Annotated in this window: 22 protein-coding genes and 1 pseudogene; 3 read left to right on the plus strand and 20 right to left on the minus strand. The window is 37.0% G+C overall.

What is annotated here, in order from left to right; all coding sequences use genetic code 11:
- Positions 1 to 12 precede the first annotated feature (12 nt).
- From dnaN to pruA, 14 genes are all read right to left on the minus strand, one after another.
- The gene (gene dnaN / locus OMHG_RS07650) at positions 13 to 1,143 is read right to left on the minus strand and encodes a DNA polymerase III subunit beta (protein WP_010649787.1); all 1,131 of its coding nucleotides are present in this window, start codon (positions 1,141 to 1,143) and stop codon (positions 13 to 15) included.
- Positions 1,144 to 1,285: 142 nt separating this feature from the next.
- Positions 1,286 to 1,444, minus strand: a complete 159-nt coding sequence (locus tag OMHG_RS18290) for a hypothetical protein (RefSeq protein ID WP_154648227.1) — start codon at positions 1,442 to 1,444, stop codon at positions 1,286 to 1,288.
- Entirely contained in the window at positions 1,428 to 1,655 is a 228-nt protein-coding gene (locus OMHG_RS07655) for a DUF5694 domain-containing protein (protein ID WP_010649788.1), read from the minus strand. The genes OMHG_RS18290 and OMHG_RS07655 overlap by 17 nt, the downstream gene beginning before the upstream one ends.
- A gap of 209 nt (positions 1,656 to 1,864) precedes the next feature.
- Positions 1,865 to 2,119 (minus strand): YesK family protein, encoded by a 255-nt coding sequence (locus OMHG_RS18295; protein WP_147629049.1) that lies wholly within the window; start codon positions 2,117 to 2,119, stop codon positions 1,865 to 1,867.
- A gap of 59 nt (positions 2,120 to 2,178) precedes the next feature.
- Positions 2,179 to 2,976, minus strand: coding sequence for an aminoglycoside adenylyltransferase domain-containing protein (locus tag OMHG_RS07660; protein WP_010649791.1), 798 nt, complete (start codon positions 2,974 to 2,976; stop codon positions 2,179 to 2,181).
- A 90-nt stretch (positions 2,977 to 3,066) separates the two neighbouring features.
- Positions 3,067 to 4,290, minus strand: coding sequence for an MFS transporter (locus OMHG_RS07665; RefSeq protein ID WP_010649793.1), 1,224 nt, complete (start codon positions 4,288 to 4,290; stop codon positions 3,067 to 3,069).
- An 11-nt stretch (positions 4,291 to 4,301) separates the two neighbouring features.
- Positions 4,302 to 5,348 (minus strand): ArsR/SmtB family transcription factor, encoded by a 1,047-nt coding sequence (locus tag OMHG_RS07670; protein ID WP_010649796.1) that lies wholly within the window; start codon positions 5,346 to 5,348, stop codon positions 4,302 to 4,304.
- 318 nt (positions 5,349 to 5,666) lie between these two features.
- Positions 5,667 to 6,320: a uridine kinase family protein gene (locus tag OMHG_RS07675; RefSeq protein WP_010649798.1), complete on the minus strand. Its 654-nt coding sequence runs from the start codon at positions 6,318 to 6,320 to the stop codon at positions 5,667 to 5,669.
- Positions 6,321 to 6,446: 126 nt separating this feature from the next.
- A complete protein-coding gene (locus OMHG_RS07680) occupies positions 6,447 to 6,992 on the minus strand; it encodes a GNAT family N-acetyltransferase (protein ID WP_010649799.1) in 546 nt (181 codons plus the stop codon).
- Positions 6,993 to 7,195: 203 nt separating this feature from the next.
- The gene (locus OMHG_RS07685; protein ID WP_010649801.1) at positions 7,196 to 7,780 is read right to left on the minus strand and encodes a YdcF family protein; all 585 of its coding nucleotides are present in this window, start codon (positions 7,778 to 7,780) and stop codon (positions 7,196 to 7,198) included.
- A 167-nt stretch (positions 7,781 to 7,947) separates the two neighbouring features.
- On the minus strand, positions 7,948 to 8,166 hold the full coding sequence (locus OMHG_RS07690; protein ID WP_010649803.1) for a helix-turn-helix domain-containing protein: 219 nt from the start codon (positions 8,164 to 8,166) through the stop codon (positions 7,948 to 7,950).
- A gap of 10 nt (positions 8,167 to 8,176) precedes the next feature.
- Complete coding sequence (locus OMHG_RS07695; protein ID WP_010649805.1) at positions 8,177 to 8,653, minus strand: DUF2975 domain-containing protein; 477 nt, start codon at positions 8,651 to 8,653, stop codon at positions 8,177 to 8,179.
- Between the two features lie 545 nt (positions 8,654 to 9,198).
- Positions 9,199 to 10,212, minus strand: a complete 1,014-nt coding sequence (locus tag OMHG_RS07700) for a proline dehydrogenase family protein (protein ID WP_010649806.1) — start codon at positions 10,210 to 10,212, stop codon at positions 9,199 to 9,201.
- A 106-nt stretch (positions 10,213 to 10,318) separates the two neighbouring features.
- Positions 10,319 to 11,866 (minus strand): L-glutamate gamma-semialdehyde dehydrogenase, encoded by a 1,548-nt coding sequence (gene pruA, locus OMHG_RS07705; RefSeq protein ID WP_010649808.1) that lies wholly within the window; start codon positions 11,864 to 11,866, stop codon positions 10,319 to 10,321.
- Positions 11,867 to 12,125: 259 nt separating this feature from the next.
- Here pruA and OMHG_RS07710 point away from each other — a divergent pair, with 259 nt between their 5' ends.
- Positions 12,126 to 13,529, plus strand: coding sequence for a sigma-54 interaction domain-containing protein (locus OMHG_RS07710; RefSeq protein WP_010649809.1), 1,404 nt, complete (start codon positions 12,126 to 12,128; stop codon positions 13,527 to 13,529).
- Between the two features lie 101 nt (positions 13,530 to 13,630).
- On the opposite strand, the gene OMHG_RS17850 is transcribed toward OMHG_RS07710, so the two are convergent.
- Positions 13,631 to 13,771, minus strand: coding sequence for a YpzI family protein (locus tag OMHG_RS17850; protein WP_010649810.1), 141 nt, complete (start codon positions 13,769 to 13,771; stop codon positions 13,631 to 13,633).
- A gap of 328 nt (positions 13,772 to 14,099) precedes the next feature.
- Here OMHG_RS17850 and OMHG_RS07715 point away from each other — a divergent pair, with 328 nt between their 5' ends.
- Both OMHG_RS07715 and OMHG_RS07720 read left to right on the plus strand, forming a co-directional pair.
- Positions 14,100 to 14,645, plus strand: coding sequence for an NfeD family membrane protein (locus tag OMHG_RS07715; protein WP_010649813.1), 546 nt, complete (start codon positions 14,100 to 14,102; stop codon positions 14,643 to 14,645).
- A 60-nt stretch (positions 14,646 to 14,705) separates the two neighbouring features.
- On the plus strand, positions 14,706 to 16,253 hold the full coding sequence (locus OMHG_RS07720; RefSeq protein ID WP_010649814.1) for a flotillin family protein: 1,548 nt from the start codon (positions 14,706 to 14,708) through the stop codon (positions 16,251 to 16,253).
- Between the two features lie 190 nt (positions 16,254 to 16,443).
- On the opposite strand, the gene OMHG_RS07725 is transcribed toward OMHG_RS07720, so the two are convergent.
- The 5 genes and pseudogenes from OMHG_RS07725 to OMHG_RS07745 all read right to left on the minus strand — a co-directional run bounded on the left by OMHG_RS07725 (position 16,444) and on the right by OMHG_RS07745 (position 19,116).
- Entirely contained in the window at positions 16,444 to 16,902 is a 459-nt protein-coding gene (locus OMHG_RS07725; RefSeq protein WP_044476865.1) for a GNAT family N-acetyltransferase, read from the minus strand.
- 39 nt (positions 16,903 to 16,941) lie between these two features.
- A pseudogene (gene fosB, locus OMHG_RS18755) lies at positions 16,942 to 17,358 on the minus strand (metallothiol transferase FosB); the annotation flags it as partial.
- 135 nt (positions 17,359 to 17,493) lie between these two features.
- Entirely contained in the window at positions 17,494 to 17,955 is a 462-nt protein-coding gene (locus OMHG_RS07735; protein WP_010649819.1) for a GNAT family N-acetyltransferase, read from the minus strand.
- Positions 17,956 to 18,072: 117 nt separating this feature from the next.
- The gene (locus OMHG_RS07740) at positions 18,073 to 18,396 is read right to left on the minus strand and encodes a hypothetical protein (protein WP_010649821.1); all 324 of its coding nucleotides are present in this window, start codon (positions 18,394 to 18,396) and stop codon (positions 18,073 to 18,075) included.
- Positions 18,397 to 18,675: 279 nt separating this feature from the next.
- On the minus strand, positions 18,676 to 19,116 hold the full coding sequence (locus tag OMHG_RS07745) for a cell wall hydrolase (protein WP_010649823.1): 441 nt from the start codon (positions 19,114 to 19,116) through the stop codon (positions 18,676 to 18,678).
- Positions 19,117 to 19,166 lie beyond the last annotated feature (50 nt).

Genomic DNA, 19,166 nt, shown 5'->3' on the forward strand with positions numbered 1-19,166 from the left:
AGAAATTACATTTTAATAAGACCTCACAGGAGAAATGAGTTGAAGATGAGAGTCGTTTCCAAACGGAACAATCAAGATAGGTCTCATTGAACCATTAAAACTTAAACTTACCTCGCCCTCTTTTATCGTTTTTAAGGCATCCATCATAAAATTACCATCAATAGAGACATTTAAATCTGCTTCTCCCGATATACTCTTAATGTATTGTATTTCTTCTACTTGACCCACATCTGATGATTTTGAGGAAATTTTGATTTTTGATTTGTCTTCTATTTGAAAATTTATATTGTTATTTCTCCATTCACTTGCAAATATACAAGCCCTCTCAATACCTTTTAATAATTGTTTAGTATCTAGTGTAACCATTGTACTTGATTTTCGAGGAATTAAACCTGAAATATTAGGATAACTCCCTTCAATTAGCCTTGAATATAAAGAAATGGTATTAGATTTAAATAAAATATTGGTCTCTGTGACAAATATATCAATTTCTTTTGTGTAACTATTAATTAACTTTAAAAATTCAATTAAAGATGTACTGGGCACGATAAATGATCCATTTAAATTTGATTGTATTTTATGATCTACTAAGGACAATCTTTGAGAGTTTGTTGCAACGCAAGTAAGTAAATCTTTTTGAAAATAAAAATTGACTCCAGTAAGTACTGGTCTTGTTTCACTTTTAGAGGCAGCAAAAACAGTTTGCTTAATAATATCTAATAAAACATCACTCGCTATTCTAATGCTATTACTTAATTTAAATTCAGGCAGCTTTGGATATTCTTTGGCATTAAGACCATTTAATTTAGTAACTATTTCTTCAGATTGTATAGTCATTGATTGATTTTCGTTTACTTTTATGTAAATGTCATTAGGCAATTTTTTAATTATTTCACATAGATACTTAGCTGAAATTACTACACTCCCTGTTTCATAAACCTCTAATATATTTAATCCTTCACTTGCTTTAGGAATTTCTCTTTCAATAACAATATCTGAATTACTTCCTATGAGTGTTAAACTATCAGCCTTTGCTACTATTTTAATTCCGGTTAATATTGGGTGGGGGGTTTTAGACGATACTGCTTTGCTAACATCTGATATAGCCTTATTGAAATAGTCATTATTTATTTTAAACTCCATTAAAAAGACCCCTGTCATTATTATTTTTCTATATTTAAAATTCGACAAGATTTTTAAAAATACCTTCTTCAACTCTTCTGCCAGCTAACTTAATAACTTCTAAAAATATAATATCACAATATTATAAAATAAAATTTGTATTTTAGCCATAGAAAAAGATGATCATACTTGAAACTCCTCTTTTGACTACAACTTCTTCAAAGATTTTTGAGTTATTTTCTTTAGCCCAAACGCCAAGATTAGGCACCCCTTCTACTTGATAGTTCCAGTCAACAGCAAAAATATCATCTTTGCATTTCATTAGCTAGTTTAAAGCCAAACTGATGGCGTTCACTCGCAGTCAATTTTAGGTCACCCTTGCGGAAGGCATTGTATTCATTATTCAAACTAGCTCCGTTTTCTTTCAGAACCTCCAGAGCCACCTTGGTTGGACGGAATTTTTTCAGACAGTCCACTACAATGCTTATTTCTCGTTGCCTTTTTTCTGTCAAAACATCTACAGTCTCCGGCATAAACATATCACCATTTTCTGGGGTATCTAAATGGGTAGTTCCTAAAACTAATACTGTTGGTTTACGTTTAATAGCAAATCACTCCCTTTCCTCCATTACTTATAGTCTTCCAAGTTATACGGGACAAAAATGATTTAAGTTTCAAATCATTCTATATTACAGCCCTTAAGCTAAACAGTTCTCCTTCATAAAAATTAAATTGTACCTTCTCATACACAAAAGCAACAAAATTTACGAAAAGAGCCTTCAATAATAACTCCACTTATAGTACCTACCAATATTCCAAGGAAACCACTGACCGTCACAAATAATATTTCAATATCTTTCCAACCACCAACCGCTTCTATGCTATAAATTACGATTCCGACACAAACTAAACTCAAAACGGCGGAAATTAAAATGAGAGCTTTTCTAGAAATCTTAAGAGATATAAAAAAGATGATAATTGCAACACCAATTCCAATATCCTGATCCGGCGACTCAACAACTTATTACTGATAGCCTTGTTCAACTATCGCTCCAATTAATGTAACAATTTTTGTACTTTTTCAGATATGTAGTTCCGCAGCAATATAAGTTCACCCTTATCGAAAAAATAAGTTCCTGTCTTATTCGCATAACTATTGACTACTTTTCTAATAGTAATACTTAATTCTTGTGGAAAAGTTTGCAACCCCCAGTTACCAGCTTCTTGCTTTGATGAAATAGCTCCTTCTTTTAGGTACCAAAACACTCTAATCAAATTTAAAGAACAATAAATTGGGTCTTCTTCAATATTTCCCAAACACTCCTGATAATCACCTAATATTGACGATATATAATCCAGCTTTGGAATTGAAGGGAAAACTTCGTCAATAGGTTCACCTTCTACACATATTCCTCTGTGATTGGTTATGGTTATATGGGCTGCTAAATCTGTATCCGTATTAACTTCATCATTCAGAAATGTATATGTACCCCTTAACAAATCATTTTCGTATCGTTTTCTCCAGAAATCGCTATAATGAAAATCAAATGGACAGGGATGTTTCCAATCCTTTAATTGTTCAGTATTCAGGAAACTTATTTCGATTGGATACGGGGAATTAGAATAATTTAGAAAGAACTGTGCTAAATTCCTTTTATCCTCAACTTTCATTGATTCGTTAGTAATAACCAAAACATCAATGTCACTGCTTTTAGGATTAAATCCCCCCATAGCTAAAGAACCGTGTAAATAAAAACCTACGAAGCGGTCATTTACGATTTCACTAATGCCTTTTTGCAGATTAATGATAAAATCCTTTACGTCAGAAGGACAAGCACTCAAATCATACCCCATTTTAAACTTCCTCCTCCCTTCTTGCCACTTTCGTTAAAAAGGATCGCCGTACCGACTGCCCCTTATTTTGTTCTTAAAGCATCCGTTGCTTTAAGAAACCATTTTTTCCTGACTGTTATTTTCATCAATAAATTTAAAATAGGATAAACATATCCCTGCTAAGGAAACTCCACTAATCAATAGACCAATTAAAAGGTACAATGGTCTGACACCAAACACTTCACTTAATACACCACCAACAAGCACTCCTAACGGCATAACGCCCCTTATAATTAGCAAGCGAACTGAAAACACTTTACCCATTAGGTCATTAGGTACAGCTTTTTGAATGATGGTTGTATTATGGATGTTAAAAATAGCCATTACTATACCTGCGATAGTTTCTGTTGCTATTGCTAAAGGGATACTATAATTAAAGCATAGTGCAATGTAGGTTAGCCCACCTATAAAAAGGGAACCAAGCATGAGATATCTACGGCTTTTATATTTAATTCGAGTTACTAAGATAGTACCTAGTATGTATCCAATAGGAAATCCAGCCATGAAATATCCATATTCAGCATATGTCCCACCCAATCCTTCCGTAATGTATGGCAGAGTAGTAACCATCGTCACTCCTACCCCAAATTGAACAAAGGCTAAAAAAAACCCTAACCAAACAATAATTTTTTGAGAAAAGAAAAAAGATATCCCTTCCATGAAATCGGCTAACCATGTTTTTCTAACTTCTATATTTTTTCTTTTTTCCTGTATAAAAAGTAATGTAAAACCACTCATCATTAGCAAAGAACTCACAAGAATAAGGGTGAGATGAACACCAGTATACTCTATTACTATTCCAGCTACTATAGGGGATAAAAAGGTCATTAAACGGACTGTTCCATCAATGTAAGCATTTGCTGATTGTAATTGATCTTTTCCAACAATAGTTGGCGTAATTGCATGATTAGCAGGAACATAAAAGGGCGTGATTAAACCGACTACGCACTGAACAGCATAAATGTGCCAAACTTCAAGGTTTCCTGATATTAATGCAGCTAACGGGATGACAAATACAGCTCCCCTTGTCCATTGTGAGAATATCATTATCCATTTTCTGCTCCAACGGTCAATATAGGGACCAATAAAAAGTTGCAGAATCAGTGATGGTAAAAAGTACAAAAGCCACATACTTCCAAGTGCCAGAGTTGAACCTGTAAGTTGAAAGATTAATATTGAATTGCAAAAGGTACCAAATGCTCCACCAAGCTCGGATATTCCATTTCCTATCCATGTAGATACAAACGAACGATTCCTAAATAGAGAAGGATTCATGATTTCTCCTTTCATGATTGTTTTATATACTGTTCTAGTTCCTTGAAAAGTAGTTCTATTACATTTCCTTTTAAGGAATATTTCCCCTCTGTTATATCAACCAATTTAGCTGCACGTAAAATTTTCAGATGATGATGAATGGTAGTTTTTCCTATGTTTAATTGATCGGTGAGTTCTTGCAATGATTGGTTATTTTCCGATAACAACTTTATTAAGCGAAGTCTAAGCTCATCACCCAACGCCTTATGCTTCAGAACTAAAAAGTTATTTGGCATATATTTATCATCTGGTGAAAGACTTTCATTCGCTACTGGATAGTAGAAGACTTTTGTATCTTCTATGTCTGCTTCAATATTCCAAGGACGATAGACATATTGAGAAATAAGTAATACCTTATGTACACTTGGTTCAGGAACATAATTTATTCCTCCAGTTGCCCACTGGACAAGCTCTTCAGGCGACAGCTTTTCTTTCATCTGCTTTTTGGACTCGTAATCGGTTCGTAAAATTTGAACCGTTCGTTCTATATCTGGGCTTATCACTGCTTCATACCAAAATGTCATAACGTCCATCAGATGTTTTTTTAGTTTTTGGGTGTCCGTTGTACTAATGAACTCTATATACTTGGGGAAAAATGGGTTATCGTGTGTTATCCTTTTAAGTTCTGATCTAGCATTTTCATCTCCAGCCGCAGCTTTTTTTCTTATGTGCTGAAACTTCTCCCCGATATATGGCAGACAGATAAATTTAAAGTTTATATCTTCCAACAAATCGATACTGTTGCAGAATTCATCGAGTGTATTGCTTTCATCGTGGTGGAGCAATTGTAACAGTGCTTTCCAGGTATCATTTTTCTCGACGTAATCTAAATGATGGCTAAGATTTTCAGATAATGATTCTCTGAGCTTTTTCCAATAATTTGCTGGTTTATCTAAAGTGTTTATTAATCGGGAATTCGTTACCGCCGCTATCCCAAGAGCACATTCCCATAAAGGAGAATAAGTAAATTGAACCTCGTATGTCTCTCTTTTTCTGCTTGTTGCCTGTAATATTTCCAAAAAATCACCTCTAATAAATATTCTTGTTGGAATGGATTATACAGAAATACAGCTCTTAGTTCAAATATTATTGAATATATTATTCAATTATTATCGAATTACTTCTCCTTTCAACGAAATATAAACAACAAAAAAACGTAGTTGATTTTTATAAGTAATCAATACGTTTCCCCATTTTCTTCTATTGAAGAATGATTAAAAATTATCTCATTCCTGTTACTCAAACCTCTCCCGTTAATACAATGAGTTCAGCAAACCGGCAATTAAACCTTATTTGAACTTTATTACTTAAAGTATTAAACTTTATTACTTAAATTATTATAGTAACTTAAAATCAAAAGCATTTTTCTCAACAGAAATTTTTTCCTTGTTACTTTTAATTATTATATCGAAATTATTACTATATGTATGCATAAAAACCTCGTACTGAATGCGTCGCTCATTGTGAGATTGCCTTAAATAATTGATTTCCGTTCGTCTTTCCTTTATGTCCCGCCCTAACCGTCTCTCAAGTTCCGTATCACCATCTGTATAAAAATAAATTAAAAGATCAAATAGCTCAGGATTAGCAAAAGCAACGCTCATACCTTCAACAATGGTTAATTCCTTCTGTGAAGAGAGGATTTCACTTTTTAAATAATGAGTGTCAATCGTGAGCAAATTCATATTTTCTTTTAGCATCAATACATCTCTTTCTAAGGAAGGTATATGATGTGCCGCGGGATGGCATGCTGTCATTTTATAATGATGTAACTTCCCTTTATGTTTGTAATCTATCAATGCATATTTTCGTAAAGAAGAATTCACTATATATGGGTCTGTATTAAGATAGTTTACATCGTACTTTATCTCTTCCATTAACATATTTGCAAAAGTCGTTTTTCCAGCAGCTCCATGACCAGAAATCCCAATAATCAGCCTTTTATCCGAACTATTTATCCAACGCATTACTTCTTGTATTAATGTGTTCATCATTTACCCTCTTTTCTACAATCTCTCTTTTATTTTGTGAAAGAGAGCCTTTGCATAATACAGAAACACCGAATTTAACTTGTTTCGTAAACCTATCTCATTATCTCAATATCTATGTCCGTAACTTTATTTCCAATCTGCAGCTAAAAGCCCATAAATAATTTCGTCTTCATAATGATCATGTAACCATTCCGCCTGTCTTATTCTTCCTTCTTCTAAAAATCCAAAACGCTTTGGAAGAGCTTTGCTACGTTCATTTCCAGCTGCAATATAAGCTTCAATCCGATTAAGTCCAAGTTCTAAAAAGCCATAATCTATAACTGCTTTAAAAGCCCTCGACATGATGCCTTTCCGTTGAAAATCTTTACCAAGCCAATAGCCCAGTTCCCCTACCCCATTGATTTTTTCAATGTCATTAAATCCTATGGTACCAGCAATTTTTCCTTTATACATAATAGCAAACCACATAGGATATCCGCGGTTTTCTGCTAACCCTCGAATTCTTAGTTTTAAACTTTCATCAGTATCTGCTTTACTTTCAACAGAATCCACCCAAGTAATCCATTTTTTTAGGTGCGACTTTGAATCAATTAGTAAATTATAAAATTCCTCGTCATCATCCTCAGTGAACAATCTTAAAGAAACTTCTTCATCGATTATATGCTTCAACAAATCTTTTCGCCTCCATGACCTTTCTATACCTCAATCAATAATTAATTTTTTACATTCTTAAATAAATCCAAAACATAGGTGTATATGTATACTCGGGATAGAAACTCGCCCCCGCGGGACTTGGTTTCGTCAGCTATAATCACTTATATCTTTTCTTGAATAAAACAGAGACATTTGCATCCTTTTGAATGTAATAGGGTTTATTATTTTCCTTTATAAAAACGTAAATAAATCATTAACATCTGTATGTATACATAAACGTAAATGATTCCTATTCCCATGATGAATTCTTTTGGCACTTTGGAATTTTCCAAGGTATGGTCAATTCCTAACCGAAAAGCATATGAACTGGATTTTCGCAAGTGCCAAGGTGAGGTGACTATAACCGCATTTTTCAATCCTCTCTCATGCATTATTTCTCGGGATTTTACCAAATTTTCATAAGTGCTCCTTGCTTTCGTTTCTCGTATGATTTGTCTACCATCCACTTCTAATTTGGCTAAGGCTAGTGCCATGACATCTGCCTCAACATGATTATTTGCTACAGATGCACCCGAACAAATAACAACTTCAGCAATTCCAGCGTGATAAAGCTCCGCTGCTTTATTGATCCGTTCTCGCAAAATTGGAGACATGCTTCCATCCTTATTTGCGGGATAACCAAGTACAATCATAACATCTCTTTTTTGCCCATGATTATAACCCGCTTTTTTAAAATGCATACGAATAAACATAAACTCCACCATAAAGCACATTAAAATTAAGCATAAAATATACAATCCTATCATTTAACATATCTCCTCCCTTTCTATCAATCAGTAGATAAAAAACTTTGTATTGGGTACACCACAGATATAATAGCCACTGTTCCGTATACAATGAATATCGGGAGAATTAAGTCTACTATTAGTAAAAACTTCATTTTAAATATCAATACTATATTCCCCTAATCAAGTTAGTCAGTATCTTTACCGCTTCTATACTCTAGAATGTCACCAGGCTGGCATTCCAACACCTCACAAATAGCCTCTAAGGTTGAAAATCTGATAGCCTTTGCCTTTCCATTTTTTAATATAGAAATATTAGCCATCGTTATCCCAACCCTATTTGAGAGCTCAGTTACACTCATTTTCCTTTTTGCTAACATCACATCAATATTGATTATAATTGCCATTGTTTTCACCTCAAACTGTTAAATCATTCTCTGACTTTATATCTATAGCATTTCTTAATAGTTTCTGAAGAACTCCAGCAAATACTGCTATAACAACTGAGGCAAAAATTATTATAAAGCCGATAATTGCTATTCCTGGATGTAAAGCACTTTGTGACATAAGTAAGATGGACCCAATTACATACAAGATACTTATAATAACCGCACAATACTTAATTAGGTTTAAAGAATTTACAGATGACTCTGAAAAGGCATCTTCATTGTCAATGAACCTTAAAAGTCTTATAGCCTGGTATAAAGAGATAAAAAGCGGGATTGCAGTTAAATACAAACCAATTAAAACGGGATACTGTAAATATGCAAACTCTGGAAACATTTCTGCCGTATCATTTGCCAACCACGGCAGTAAAAAAATACACAAAGCAAGTACGATAACTCCAATAAGAAAAACAGCGGTCTTTAAGAAAATTGTTGATCCTCTTTTCATTAAAAAGGCACCTCACTTATTAACTGATAAATTTATCTTATTATAATTATTATTGATTTTCAATAAATTTTTATCGTTTTTTATATTATTGTTGTTATAAATGTATCCTTCAATTTCAGGTAAAAATAAAAGCATTCCTATATCACAAAGAAATGCTTTTAAACTTTAACTTTCTCATAATTATTAATCCTTCTTAAACTATACTACCCAATTAATTTAAGAACCGAATTTTCTTAATTAAACCATATTTTAGCATATAATCGTATAAAGCCTATGTAGTTTTCTGAACGGGATAAAAATGATATACAAAAAACCAATACAATAACACCCTCTATCGCACGATGACAATATCCATTGTCAAGATGTTATTAGGGGTGCTATTTGCAATGCTAGTTCTGGCTTATTCTGTTATAGAAATGTTAACATATCAACAAAAAATGGCCTGCTATTTACTATGCTGCATCTATGCGAATTCATATGCTATTTAGGTGTTTCTCCATAAAAGCGGAACTATTAGTTTTAAAGGAAGTAGCTTTTTTCCATATCTATCCAACAGACCTTTTCTTTTTATTCTTCTTGCTCCAAACGAGGATAGAAGTTACAGCCAATGTCCCTAGTATAATCGGTTCTCTCTTTAATCGATTATCTTTACTGCAAAAAACGTCCTTTACGATTAGATTCATATTCTGAGGTCTTTCTGCAAGCCTTCGCATGAAATAACCGAACCAGTCATTGCCGAATGGAATATAGGTGCAGAAATTATACCCCTCTGCAGCAAGGTCATAATGCATTTCCGTTCTAAAACCATAAAGCATTTGAAACTCAAATTTTTCTGTTGGAATATTATTTTCCTCAATGAATTGTTTTAACTCGTCAATAATCCTGTGGTCATGTGTGGCAATGGAAGTAAACGAATCTCCAAGCAGCCTCATTTTTGCCAACTGTATGAAATTCCGGTCAATCTCTGCTTTTGTCTGAAAAGCGACGGACACATTTTCCTTATAAGCACCTTTAACAAGACGAATCCGCACTTCTTTAAGCTGTTCAAGATCCTCTTCGGCACGATATAAATAGGATTGAATTACCGTTCCAACGTTGCTGTATTCCTTGTGCAGCTCCTTCAATACATCTAAAGTTTTATCATAATGGACATATTTTTCCATATCAATATTGATGAACAGACGATACTTCTCTGCCGTTTCCAGAATCTCTTTCATATTCGCAATACAGAATTCCTGATCAATATCCAAACCAAGCTGTGTCAATTTTACTGATAGATGACAGTCCAGATTTTCATCATATATTCGATCCAGAATCCGAATGATTCCTCTCTTCGCTTCTGTTGCCTCCAGCTTATCCGTTACAAACTCGCCCAAATTATCCAGCGTACAGCAAATATGATGTTGATTGAGCTCCTTAACGATATCGACTACGCTTTCGAGATCAGTACCAGCCACAAACTTTTCTGCTCCGAGGCGGAATCCCCATCTTTTCGCATTGGCATTCAGCAATCTATTATTTGATAAACCAATAAAGAAATCTCTTGTTAGATTAGGCATGTCATGACCTCCATTAAAAAGTGACAATCGTTCCATTAGAAAGTCACCTTCTGCAAATTAAAAGATAATTCGCGGCAAGCATCCCCATACTTGCCGCAACGTATTGCTAGAATGTTTCAGAGACAACCTTCGCCTCGAGGAAATGCTGCAGATAATCTGGTCCGCCGGCTTTGGAATCCGTACCAGACATTTTAAAGCCGCCAAATGGCTGATAGCCTACGATTGCTGCCGTACAGCCCCGATTGAAATATAAGTTACCTACATGGAACTCATAACGTGCACGGTTAAGATGTTCACGATTATTGGAAATTACTGCACCTGTGAGTCCATATTCTGTGTTATTTGCAATCTCAAGTAATTCATCAAAATCCTTGGCTTTTGCAAAAGCAACGACTGGTCCAAATATTTCTTCCTGCATGATTCTCGCCTTTGGATCAAGATCTTTAAAGATGGTCGGATAGACAAAGAATCCTTCCGAATCATCGACTTCCCCGCCATATACCAGTTCGCCTTCACTTTTGCCGATTTCGATATAGTCTTTGATTTTATCGAGCTGCTTTTGATTAACGACAGCTCCCATATATACATTGCCTTCAGCGGGATTGCCGACCGTTAATTCTTTTGTCAGTTCAATAGATTTCTCGAGCACTTCATCGTAGACTTCCTGATGGATGACAGCCCTTGAGCATGCAGAGCACTTCTGACCCGAGAATCCAAAAGCAGAATTTACAATTGCATCTGCGGCTAGATCAAGATCGGCATCCTTATCCACAATAATCGTGTCTTTCCCGCCCATCTCTGCTACAACACGTTTAAGAAATTGCTGACCTTCCTGAACTTTGGCAGCCCTTTCGATAATACGTATCCCGGTAGCTCGTGAACCTGTGAAATTGATAAACCTTGTCTCCTTATGATCGACAAGATAGTCACCAATCTCCGCTGGATCACCCGGTACAAAGTTAAGAATCCCTTTAGGCAGGCCTGCCTCTTCCAATACCTCAACCAATTTATACGCAATAACCGGTGTGTTTTCAGATGGCTTCAAAAGTACCGGATTTCCGGCAACAATTGGTGCCGCTACGGTTCCGCAAACAATCGCAAATGCAAAGTTCCACGGCGGAATGGTCACACCAGGACCCATTGGCTGATAAAAATAATCATTATGCTCTGCCTCATGATCGACCAATTTCTTACCTTCAGCAAGTTCAATCATTTGGCGTGCATAATATTCCAGAAAATCTATCCCTTCTGCAGTATCACCATCCGCCTGGTTCCAAGGCTTGCCGGCGTCATACACGAGCCACGCAGAGAATTCATGCTTACGTCTCCTTACAATCGCCGCGGCACGATACAGGACATCTGCACGTTCTTTCGCTGACCATTTTTTCCAAGTTTTAAAGGCTTCAAGAGCTGCCTCAAATGCTTGGTCGACATGTTCCTTTGTAGCTTTTGAAACCTTTCCCACTACCAGATCTTTATTAGAAGGACTAACTGAAACCAGCTTGTCATCAGTAAATATCTTTTCCCCATTAATGACCAATGGATATTCTTTCCCCAACTCACCTCTGACCGTCTCAAGTGCTGCTTCAAAATATTTACGGTTTGAATCTTCACTAAAATCGGTAAACGGTTCATGTTTAAATGGCAATACCATATAAAAACCTCCTAAGAATAGAATTGTTGTTTGCTAGAGTGAATTTATTAATCATCTAGTATATCTTTAAAAAACACTCTTTCACATTTATATAGCAAAATCCGTGCCAATTACTCTATCAATCCATCATTTTTGTCTGTACGCCTTGATTCACCTAGATAAATAAATTTTTTACCATATCAAAATAGAAGGAACTGTCTGAATATAGTTGTAAATTTTATTTACACTGTTGTAAACTAGTTATACAGCGGTGTAAACAGTGACAAATCTTTTAGCTGAGGTGATTTTGTTGAATCCTTTTCCCTATTATTTGGATGCTGTACTGGCAGCAGAAGACGACGCCATAACCATCATCAATCAAGATATGGAGGTTATTTACTGGAATGAAGCTGCCGTAAAAACCTATAATATACAGCAGCCAGATATCCTGAATAAGCCAATCACTGACTTCTTTGACAACGATAATCTGATGGTGCTAAAGGTGCTGCATACGATGGAACCCGTCAATAATGCCTACCATCGTCCGCGACGCGATAAGCATGTCGTGGTCAATGCCGTACCGATTATGGATAATGATAATCAGTTAATTGGTGCGTTATCTGTTGAGAGAGACATCACACAGATTGTCAAATTAAATGATAACCTTGAGACAACATCAGCAGAATTAAATGAACTGAGACAAAAAGTATATACGAATCATGAAGAGTCTCCCTTCTCCAAGTTAAAGGGGAATAGCCTTCCACTGCAGCAGACCATCCATATTGCGCGAAAGGCAGCGAAAACAGATGCTACTACCTTGATACTTGGTGAAAGCGGAACTGGAAAGGAAATTTGCGCAAGGGCGATTCACGAGGCGAGCAACCGCAATAACGGTCCATTTATACCTGTTAACTGCGGGGCCATTCCGAGCGCATTATTTGAAAGCGAACTCTTCGGCTATGAGGGCGGTTCATTTACAGGTGCAGAGAAAAAAGGCAAAGCAGGTAAAATTGAGATGGCTGATGGGGGCACACTCTTTCTGGATGAAGTTGGCGAGCTGCCTCTCGAAATGCAAGTGAAGTTACTAAGAGTGCTGCAGGAGAATACACTCTACCGGATTGGTGATTCACAAGGCAGACAAGTCGATGTCCGTTTCATTGCGGCTACAAACCAAAACCTGGAGCAGCTCATGGAAGAGAAACGATTCCGTTCAGATTTATTTTATCGACTGAATGTTATTCAGCTTACAATGCCGCCACTCCGCTATCGGGTTGATGATATCCCTGAACTGGCAGATATGTTCCTTAGACACTTTTCCTCCCATTACCAGGTGCCAGTCCCGGTTATCGAAAAGGATGCATTCCAATTGCTCCTTCAGTATAATTGGCCCGGAAACATTCGGGAATTGCGTAATTTGATGGAAAGGATTGTTATCCTTACTGAAAAATCAAAAATTACAAAACAAGATCTTATAAATTATCTGCCAAACACATCACCTATCCGCACGCAAACGATTATCGATGCGAATAACTCGCTGCCGCAGGAAAAAGAAATTATCGAAAAACAATTAATAGAGAAGATCTTAAACCAAACAAACGGCAATAAATCAGAAACTGCCAAAAGATTAGGCATTTCCCGTGTAACCCTTTATAACAAGATGAAAAAATATGGAATTGACCATTAGTGCACGTGAATAAAGACTCCTTTTTCAGAAGCAAAAGGAGTCTTCCAGTCTTGGAAATTAAATCAAAGTGGAATTACTGTTTACTGATTTAGAGGTAAAAATTATTTTCTGCCATCGTTTAGTCTTCGGGCTTCTTCAGGACTTGACATCTTCGTCGAACCTTTATAGCGAAGTCCTGTGTCCCTATCTGATTCCACGCGTCCACTTTCTCTTAACTTTTTTTCCTGGCGGTCTTTTGCCATCATGAACACCTCCTATTATGTAAGATGGGAAGTTTGAGAAAGATTTATTCATCAGTTTTTTGCAAAGGCCATTCTAACTTTCTCCTTCAATCCACCCTACTGCTTATATAATTAAAAGTTGTCTGAACGGTTGATAAGGATAATTATTTAGAATATAGTAAAATAGAATTGCTATTCCTAACATTAAACTTCCCTTTTTTCTACCTTAGTTGACATTCAGTTGCAATGAATCATCGTCAATATTTTGATTTTTATGAAACCTTTTACATACCTATACCGTATATAAGGTACAGAAGCTTTTACAACTCATATAAAGGATTTGATGCATATGACCATTTTTGGATATCCGATAGAGAACCTTTATTTATTTACGCTTGTCATTGCCGGACTATTGACGTTGCTCTATATATTTTTCGGTGATATTGCTGATGGAATTGGCGAGTCTCTTGGTTTTCTAAATCCCGCCTTGATTTTGGCATTTATTACGTTCTTCTCGGCATCTGGCTATGTGCTCGAATTTCTAACATCTCTACCAAGCTTGGCTATCATCATAATCGCCGCTGTAATTGCATTGGTTCTGGACACTCTGCTGAACGTTTTTGTCCTTATTCCAATGTCTTCTGCAGAAGAGTCACTTGGCTATACAGAAGAATCGCTAAAAGGAAGGATTGGAAAAATCATTATTCCAGTCCCCCAGGATGGATTCGGAGAAATTGTTATAGAAAGCAAAAGCGGGATGATTTCAAAGCCTGCAGCGAGCTATGAAAATCAATCCATTGAAGAAGGCCAGCAGGTTCTCGTCATTGAGATTGAGAAAGGCGTTGTCTATGTGATCCCATATGAAAATGATTTGGATTACGGATACTCTGGTTAATCATATCTATCCTTAGGTAGGTATTTTTATAAAAAAACAATTTTTAAGGGAGGAATAAAAATGACGGGAATATGGATTGTCACCGGAATCGCGGCATTTATTGTGTTAGCACTTATTGGTGTATTTATAACCAAATACCGTACTGCCGGACCCGATGAAGCATTGATTGTAACCGGCAGCTATCTGGGCAAAAAGAATGTTCATATTGATGAGTCCGGCAATAAAATTAAAATCATTAGAGGTGGAGGTACATTCGTCCTGCCGGTTTTCCAGCAGGCTGAACCACTTAGCTTGCTGTCAAGCAAACTAGAGGTTACCACGCCAGAAGTATACACAGAACAAGGTGTTCCTGTAATGGCAGATGGAACAGCAATCATTAAGATCGGTGGTTCCATTGGTGAAATTGCCACTGCCGCCGAACAGTTTTTAGGAAAAACAAAAGGCGACCGGGAAAACGAAGCTAAAGAAGTACTTGAAGGCCATCTCCGCTCCATTCTTGGTTCGATGACCGTTGAAGAAATTTATAAAAACCGCGATAAATTTTCCCAGGAAGTGCAACGAGTCGCCTCACAGGATTTGGCAAAAATGGGATTGATCATTGTCTCCTTCACCATTAAAGAAGTACGGGACAAAAACGGCTATTTGGAATCACTAGGGAAGCCTCGAATTGCCCAAGTGAAACGAGACGCTGATATCGCGACTGCCGAGGCAGATAAAGAAACCCGTATCAAGCGGGCCGAGGCTGCTAAAGATGCGCAAAAAGCTGAATTGGAACGCGCAACCGAAATTGCCGAAGCTGAAAAAGAGAACCAATTAAAGACGGCAGATTATCGTCGTGAACAAGATATTGCAAAGGCCCGTGCCGACCAGGCATATGATTATGAAACAGCTCGTGCAAAACAACAGGTTACTGAGCAGGAAATGCAAATAAGAATCATTGAGCGCCAAAAGCAAATCGAATTGGAAGAAAAGGAAATACTTCGTCGCGAGAAGCAATACGATTCTGAAGTCAAGAAAAAGGCAGATGCAGATCGTTACGCTGTTGAGCAGGCAGCAATCGCCGATAAGGCCAAACAGCTCGCTGCAGCTGATGCGAATCAGTACAGGATTGAAGCAGAAGCCAGAGCCGAAGCAGAGCAAGTGCGTGCTGAAGGTCTCGCAAAAGCCGATTCCACAAGAGCACAAGGTGAATCTGAAGCAGAAATCATCCGTCTGAAGGGACTTGCTGAAGCTGAAGCAAAAGAAAAGATTGCTGAGGCATTCGAGCAGTTTGGCGAAGCGGCAATCCTTGATATGGTCATGAAAATGCTTCCTGAATATGCTAAAGAAGTGGCAAGCCCACTCGCCAACATCGATAAGATTACCGTGGTTGATACCGGCAGCAGTGGTTCAGACGGCGGGGCGAATAAAGTAACAGGCTATGCAACAAATCTAATGTCCACCCTGCAGGAGTCGCTAAAAGCATCCTCAGGAATTGATGTGAAGGAATTACTGGAAAACATGACAGGATCAAGCCAGTCAAACGACCTAGACCTTAACCGCATCAATTACGAAGCCGAACTGGAAGACAACAGACTTAAAAATACCAAAGCAGAATCAAAAAGCTAACACCAAAAAAGGAACAATCCCAGCGATTGTTCCTTTTTCCTGCCTTTTTGGTGCCTGTCACTTCCCGTTTTTTGTCGAAAAATGTCATTTATTTTAACCACCCAAAACTCTGCGTCAGCTGCCATAGACAAGTCAATTTATTCTTCTTTAATATCTTTAATATAAAGTCTCCTTTATTCAGGGAAAGAGTCTAATTTTGTAAATCCAGCGCTAGACGAATCATATCCCTGCACTGGATATTGTTCTCCATTATTTCTTCATTGTAGTTTCTTATAAAATAATCTCTTTCAATTCCGGTAATCCTGAAACCGCATTTTTGATATAGTGCCAATTGACCGATACTTGAATTCCCCGTCCCGACCTCTATCGATTTATATCCGCTTGACTTGGCAATCTGAATCGCATACATTACCAGCTGCTTTCCTATTCCTTTTCCATGTTCTGTTTCTTTAACAGCAATATTAGCCAGCTCCACCGTTCCAGGCCTTGTCTGAAGCAATACAAAAACGCCTATCAATTGATTATCCATTTCCGCTATAAAACATTGTCCTCGCTGTAAATAGTCCTCAATATAAGCTTGCGACGGGTCAGCCAACAACAGTAAATCGAGCGGGGCAGCTTCATCGCCGTTCCATCTTCGTACTTCTATCGTGCAACCCCTTTTAAAAATCAAGTCATTATCTGTATCATAAAACTTCATATGGGGCTTCTCTTTTTTGTAGTAAGCAAGGCGATCTTGTAATGTACCCGTGTGAAATTCAAATTTATGACCGTCTGGATCAGCAAAGTATATAGACCCTTTGTCTTGAGCTTCTCTTTTGCGCCCTGGCAAAATACGAATATCCAATCCTTTCAGATACGTGCAAATATCATCAAATTCTCTTTCATCTACTGAAAAAGCAAGATGGGTATAGGACTGATTAATTTCATTGCGCGGTATGCCCCTCTCTTCATTAAGGGCAAGCCAAATACCATTAAGATCGAAATAGGCGGTAGTCTTTCCTTTGACCAATAACTTCGCATCAAATACTCGCTGGTAAAAATCAATCGATTTATCTAAATCTGAAACAGAAAACAAAAAATGATTAACTCCTTTAATTCGCATACCCATCCCCCTTTACAATCAATAAAAAAAACTGTGAAGAAAAACCCAAAACCAAATGACGTATTACAATCGTTATTAAGGGCAGTCCCACTGATTGAGGCCCTTTCTCTTTAATTGAAAGTAAGGTCCATCATTTTATAATTCTTTATAGACCATTTCACGATACCTTACAAATTTATGCTTCTCATAAAATTCTTTTGCGACTGTGTTTTCAAGCCAATAATCAAGTTCAACCAAGTCTATTCCGCAGTTTTTTGCTAGTTTATAAATGTGCTCCATCAGGGCAGTTCCATAACCTTGATTCCTTTTTGAGGCATTGATGCTGATTTGATGAACATAGACAGATTTATAGCCCTTTTTCAGCGGACTTTCCGGATAGTCTCTCATCTCTATCCAAGCATATCCAACGGCTTCCCCTCCGTTCTCCAAAAGAAGAAAAGTGAAACCTGTATCCTCAACCAGCTCCTTGAAAATTTCCTTAAAGAGCTCCTCATTATATTTATTGAAGTACCTTGGATATAGATGATAATGCAAATCATGCACATGCTTGTTTAATGCAGCCACTAATTTATAATCCTTCGTCTCACTTATCTTCATCCTATCACCCACCCAACTATATTAGATACAATACTCGAAGCCCTTCTTTAAAGATGTGCATAGTATTCATATATAGAAAAAATATATCTGGAGTCTTCCTGCATGGTTAATAACGATTTAGTTTATGAAATAATCAATATAGTAGATAAATGTGGCAATTGCTGATATCAATGTGTAAATAACCGCTGTTACAAACGTAACGGTTGGATTAAAGTTCTTTTTTTCTTCCTCTATTTTTATACCTGTCTGTGCCTGGACATTCATACGAATAGAGCTTGAAACGATTCCCCCTGATGAATTGGTAAACCAAATGACGACTGCTACCATAAGACCAATAAAGAAGGAGTAGTCAATAAAGCTCCCACCAATTAAATGGACCGCAGCCCAGTTTAGAACAAAGATGACTATTAATGTACCGGCCGACCAAAACACTTTCCCCATCATAATCCCCCTCTTTTAGAGTCATACGAACAGAACCGCACCTTTGTTTCAAATAGATACCAAATAGGTGCCTGTCACTTCCCGATTTTTGTCGAATGGTATTCAAGCAATAAAAAATCCGAACTTACTTTCAAAATTCTCCCTTTAGAATTCGAATAGTTCGGATTTCCTATTATTTATGCCTTTGATTCTGTTTTTATCTATCTTTTTCCTGCGTATGTTAATTCTGTCCAGCCAATCCTATCGTCAGCAGATGATTGGAAACTGATACGTAAAAGATTAGCCCATATAGACACTATCACATGTTCCGGGCGCTGGTTCATAAAAGCAATGCTGCTTAAATTGACCGGTAAATGGCTGGTCATACCATGTCGGCGGGCATGGTCCACTGGGATTAAAATACCAAAGTGCAAATTTCGCTGGATGGTCTCTCCAAGACTGCAAATTCCGTTCTGCCAATCTTCTTTCGGATTCTCTTGCTCTTTGGTAAAACACATTGCCCTTTTGCACCGCTTCAAAAGAATAATTTCCTCCTTGCACGTGAAAAATAACATCTTCAACTGTACGCAAATCATTAAAATCAACACAATCAGCTACAACTCGATTAACAATTACATTTCCAACATATAGCATCCCTTGTTTTCCTTCACCCTCAGCTTCTGCCCTCATCATTCTTGCCATTAAACTAACGTCAGCATCTCTGTACGCTACTCTCGCCATTTTTCCACCTCCAAAATATAGTATGAAAAAAGCCCGCATTGATGTTTTTG

Source organism: Oceanobacillus massiliensis str. N'diop (assembly GCF_000285495.1).
In the GTDB taxonomy this organism is placed as follows: Bacteria; Bacillota; Bacilli; order Bacillales; family Amphibacillaceae; genus Oceanobacillus; species Oceanobacillus massiliensis.

What these genes read in the sequence shown, in the direction of transcription:
- dnaN (WP_010649787.1), bottom strand. Translation starts at nt 1,143, where the DNA reads ATGGAGTTTAAAATAAATAATGACTATTTCAATAAGGCTATATCAGAT.
- OMHG_RS18290 (WP_154648227.1), bottom strand. Translation starts at nt 1,444, where the DNA reads ATGAAATGCAAAGATGATATTTTTGCTGTTGACTGGAACTATCAAGTA.
- OMHG_RS07655 (WP_010649788.1), bottom strand. Translation starts at nt 1,655, where the DNA reads ATGCCGGAGACTGTAGATGTTTTGACAGAAAAAAGGCAACGAGAAATA.
- OMHG_RS07660 (WP_010649791.1), bottom strand. Translation starts at nt 2,976, where the DNA reads ATGGGGTATGATTTGAGTGCTTGTCCTTCTGACGTAAAGGATTTTATC.
- OMHG_RS07665 (WP_010649793.1), bottom strand. Translation starts at nt 4,290, where the DNA reads ATGAATCCTTCTCTATTTAGGAATCGTTCGTTTGTATCTACATGGATA.
- OMHG_RS07675 (WP_010649798.1), bottom strand. Translation starts at nt 6,320, where the DNA reads ATGAACACATTAATACAAGAAGTAATGCGTTGGATAAATAGTTCGGAT.
- OMHG_RS07685 (WP_010649801.1), bottom strand. Translation starts at nt 7,780, where the DNA reads ATGATAGGATTGTATATTTTATGCTTAATTTTAATGTGCTTTATGGTG.
- OMHG_RS07690 (WP_010649803.1), bottom strand. Translation starts at nt 8,166, where the DNA reads ATGGCAATTATAATCAATATTGATGTGATGTTAGCAAAAAGGAAAATG.
- OMHG_RS07695 (WP_010649805.1), bottom strand. Translation starts at nt 8,653, where the DNA reads ATGAAAAGAGGATCAACAATTTTCTTAAAGACCGCTGTTTTTCTTATT.
- OMHG_RS07700 (WP_010649806.1), bottom strand. Translation starts at nt 10,212, where the DNA reads ATGCCTAATCTAACAAGAGATTTCTTTATTGGTTTATCAAATAATAGA.
- pruA (WP_010649808.1), bottom strand. Translation starts at nt 11,866, where the DNA reads ATGGTATTGCCATTTAAACATGAACCGTTTACCGATTTTAGTGAAGAT.
- OMHG_RS17850 (WP_010649810.1), bottom strand. Translation starts at nt 13,771, where the DNA reads ATGGCAAAAGACCGCCAGGAAAAAAAGTTAAGAGAAAGTGGACGCGTG.
- OMHG_RS07715 (WP_010649813.1), top strand. Translation starts at nt 14,100, where the DNA reads ATGACCATTTTTGGATATCCGATAGAGAACCTTTATTTATTTACGCTT.
- OMHG_RS07720 (WP_010649814.1), top strand. Translation starts at nt 14,706, where the DNA reads ATGACGGGAATATGGATTGTCACCGGAATCGCGGCATTTATTGTGTTA.
- OMHG_RS07735 (WP_010649819.1), bottom strand. Translation starts at nt 17,955, where the DNA reads ATGAAGATAAGTGAGACGAAGGATTATAAATTAGTGGCTGCATTAAAC.
- OMHG_RS07740 (WP_010649821.1), bottom strand. Translation starts at nt 18,396, where the DNA reads ATGGGGAAAGTGTTTTGGTCGGCCGGTACATTAATAGTCATCTTTGTT.
- OMHG_RS07745 (WP_010649823.1), bottom strand. Translation starts at nt 19,116, where the DNA reads ATGGCGAGAGTAGCGTACAGAGATGCTGACGTTAGTTTAATGGCAAGA.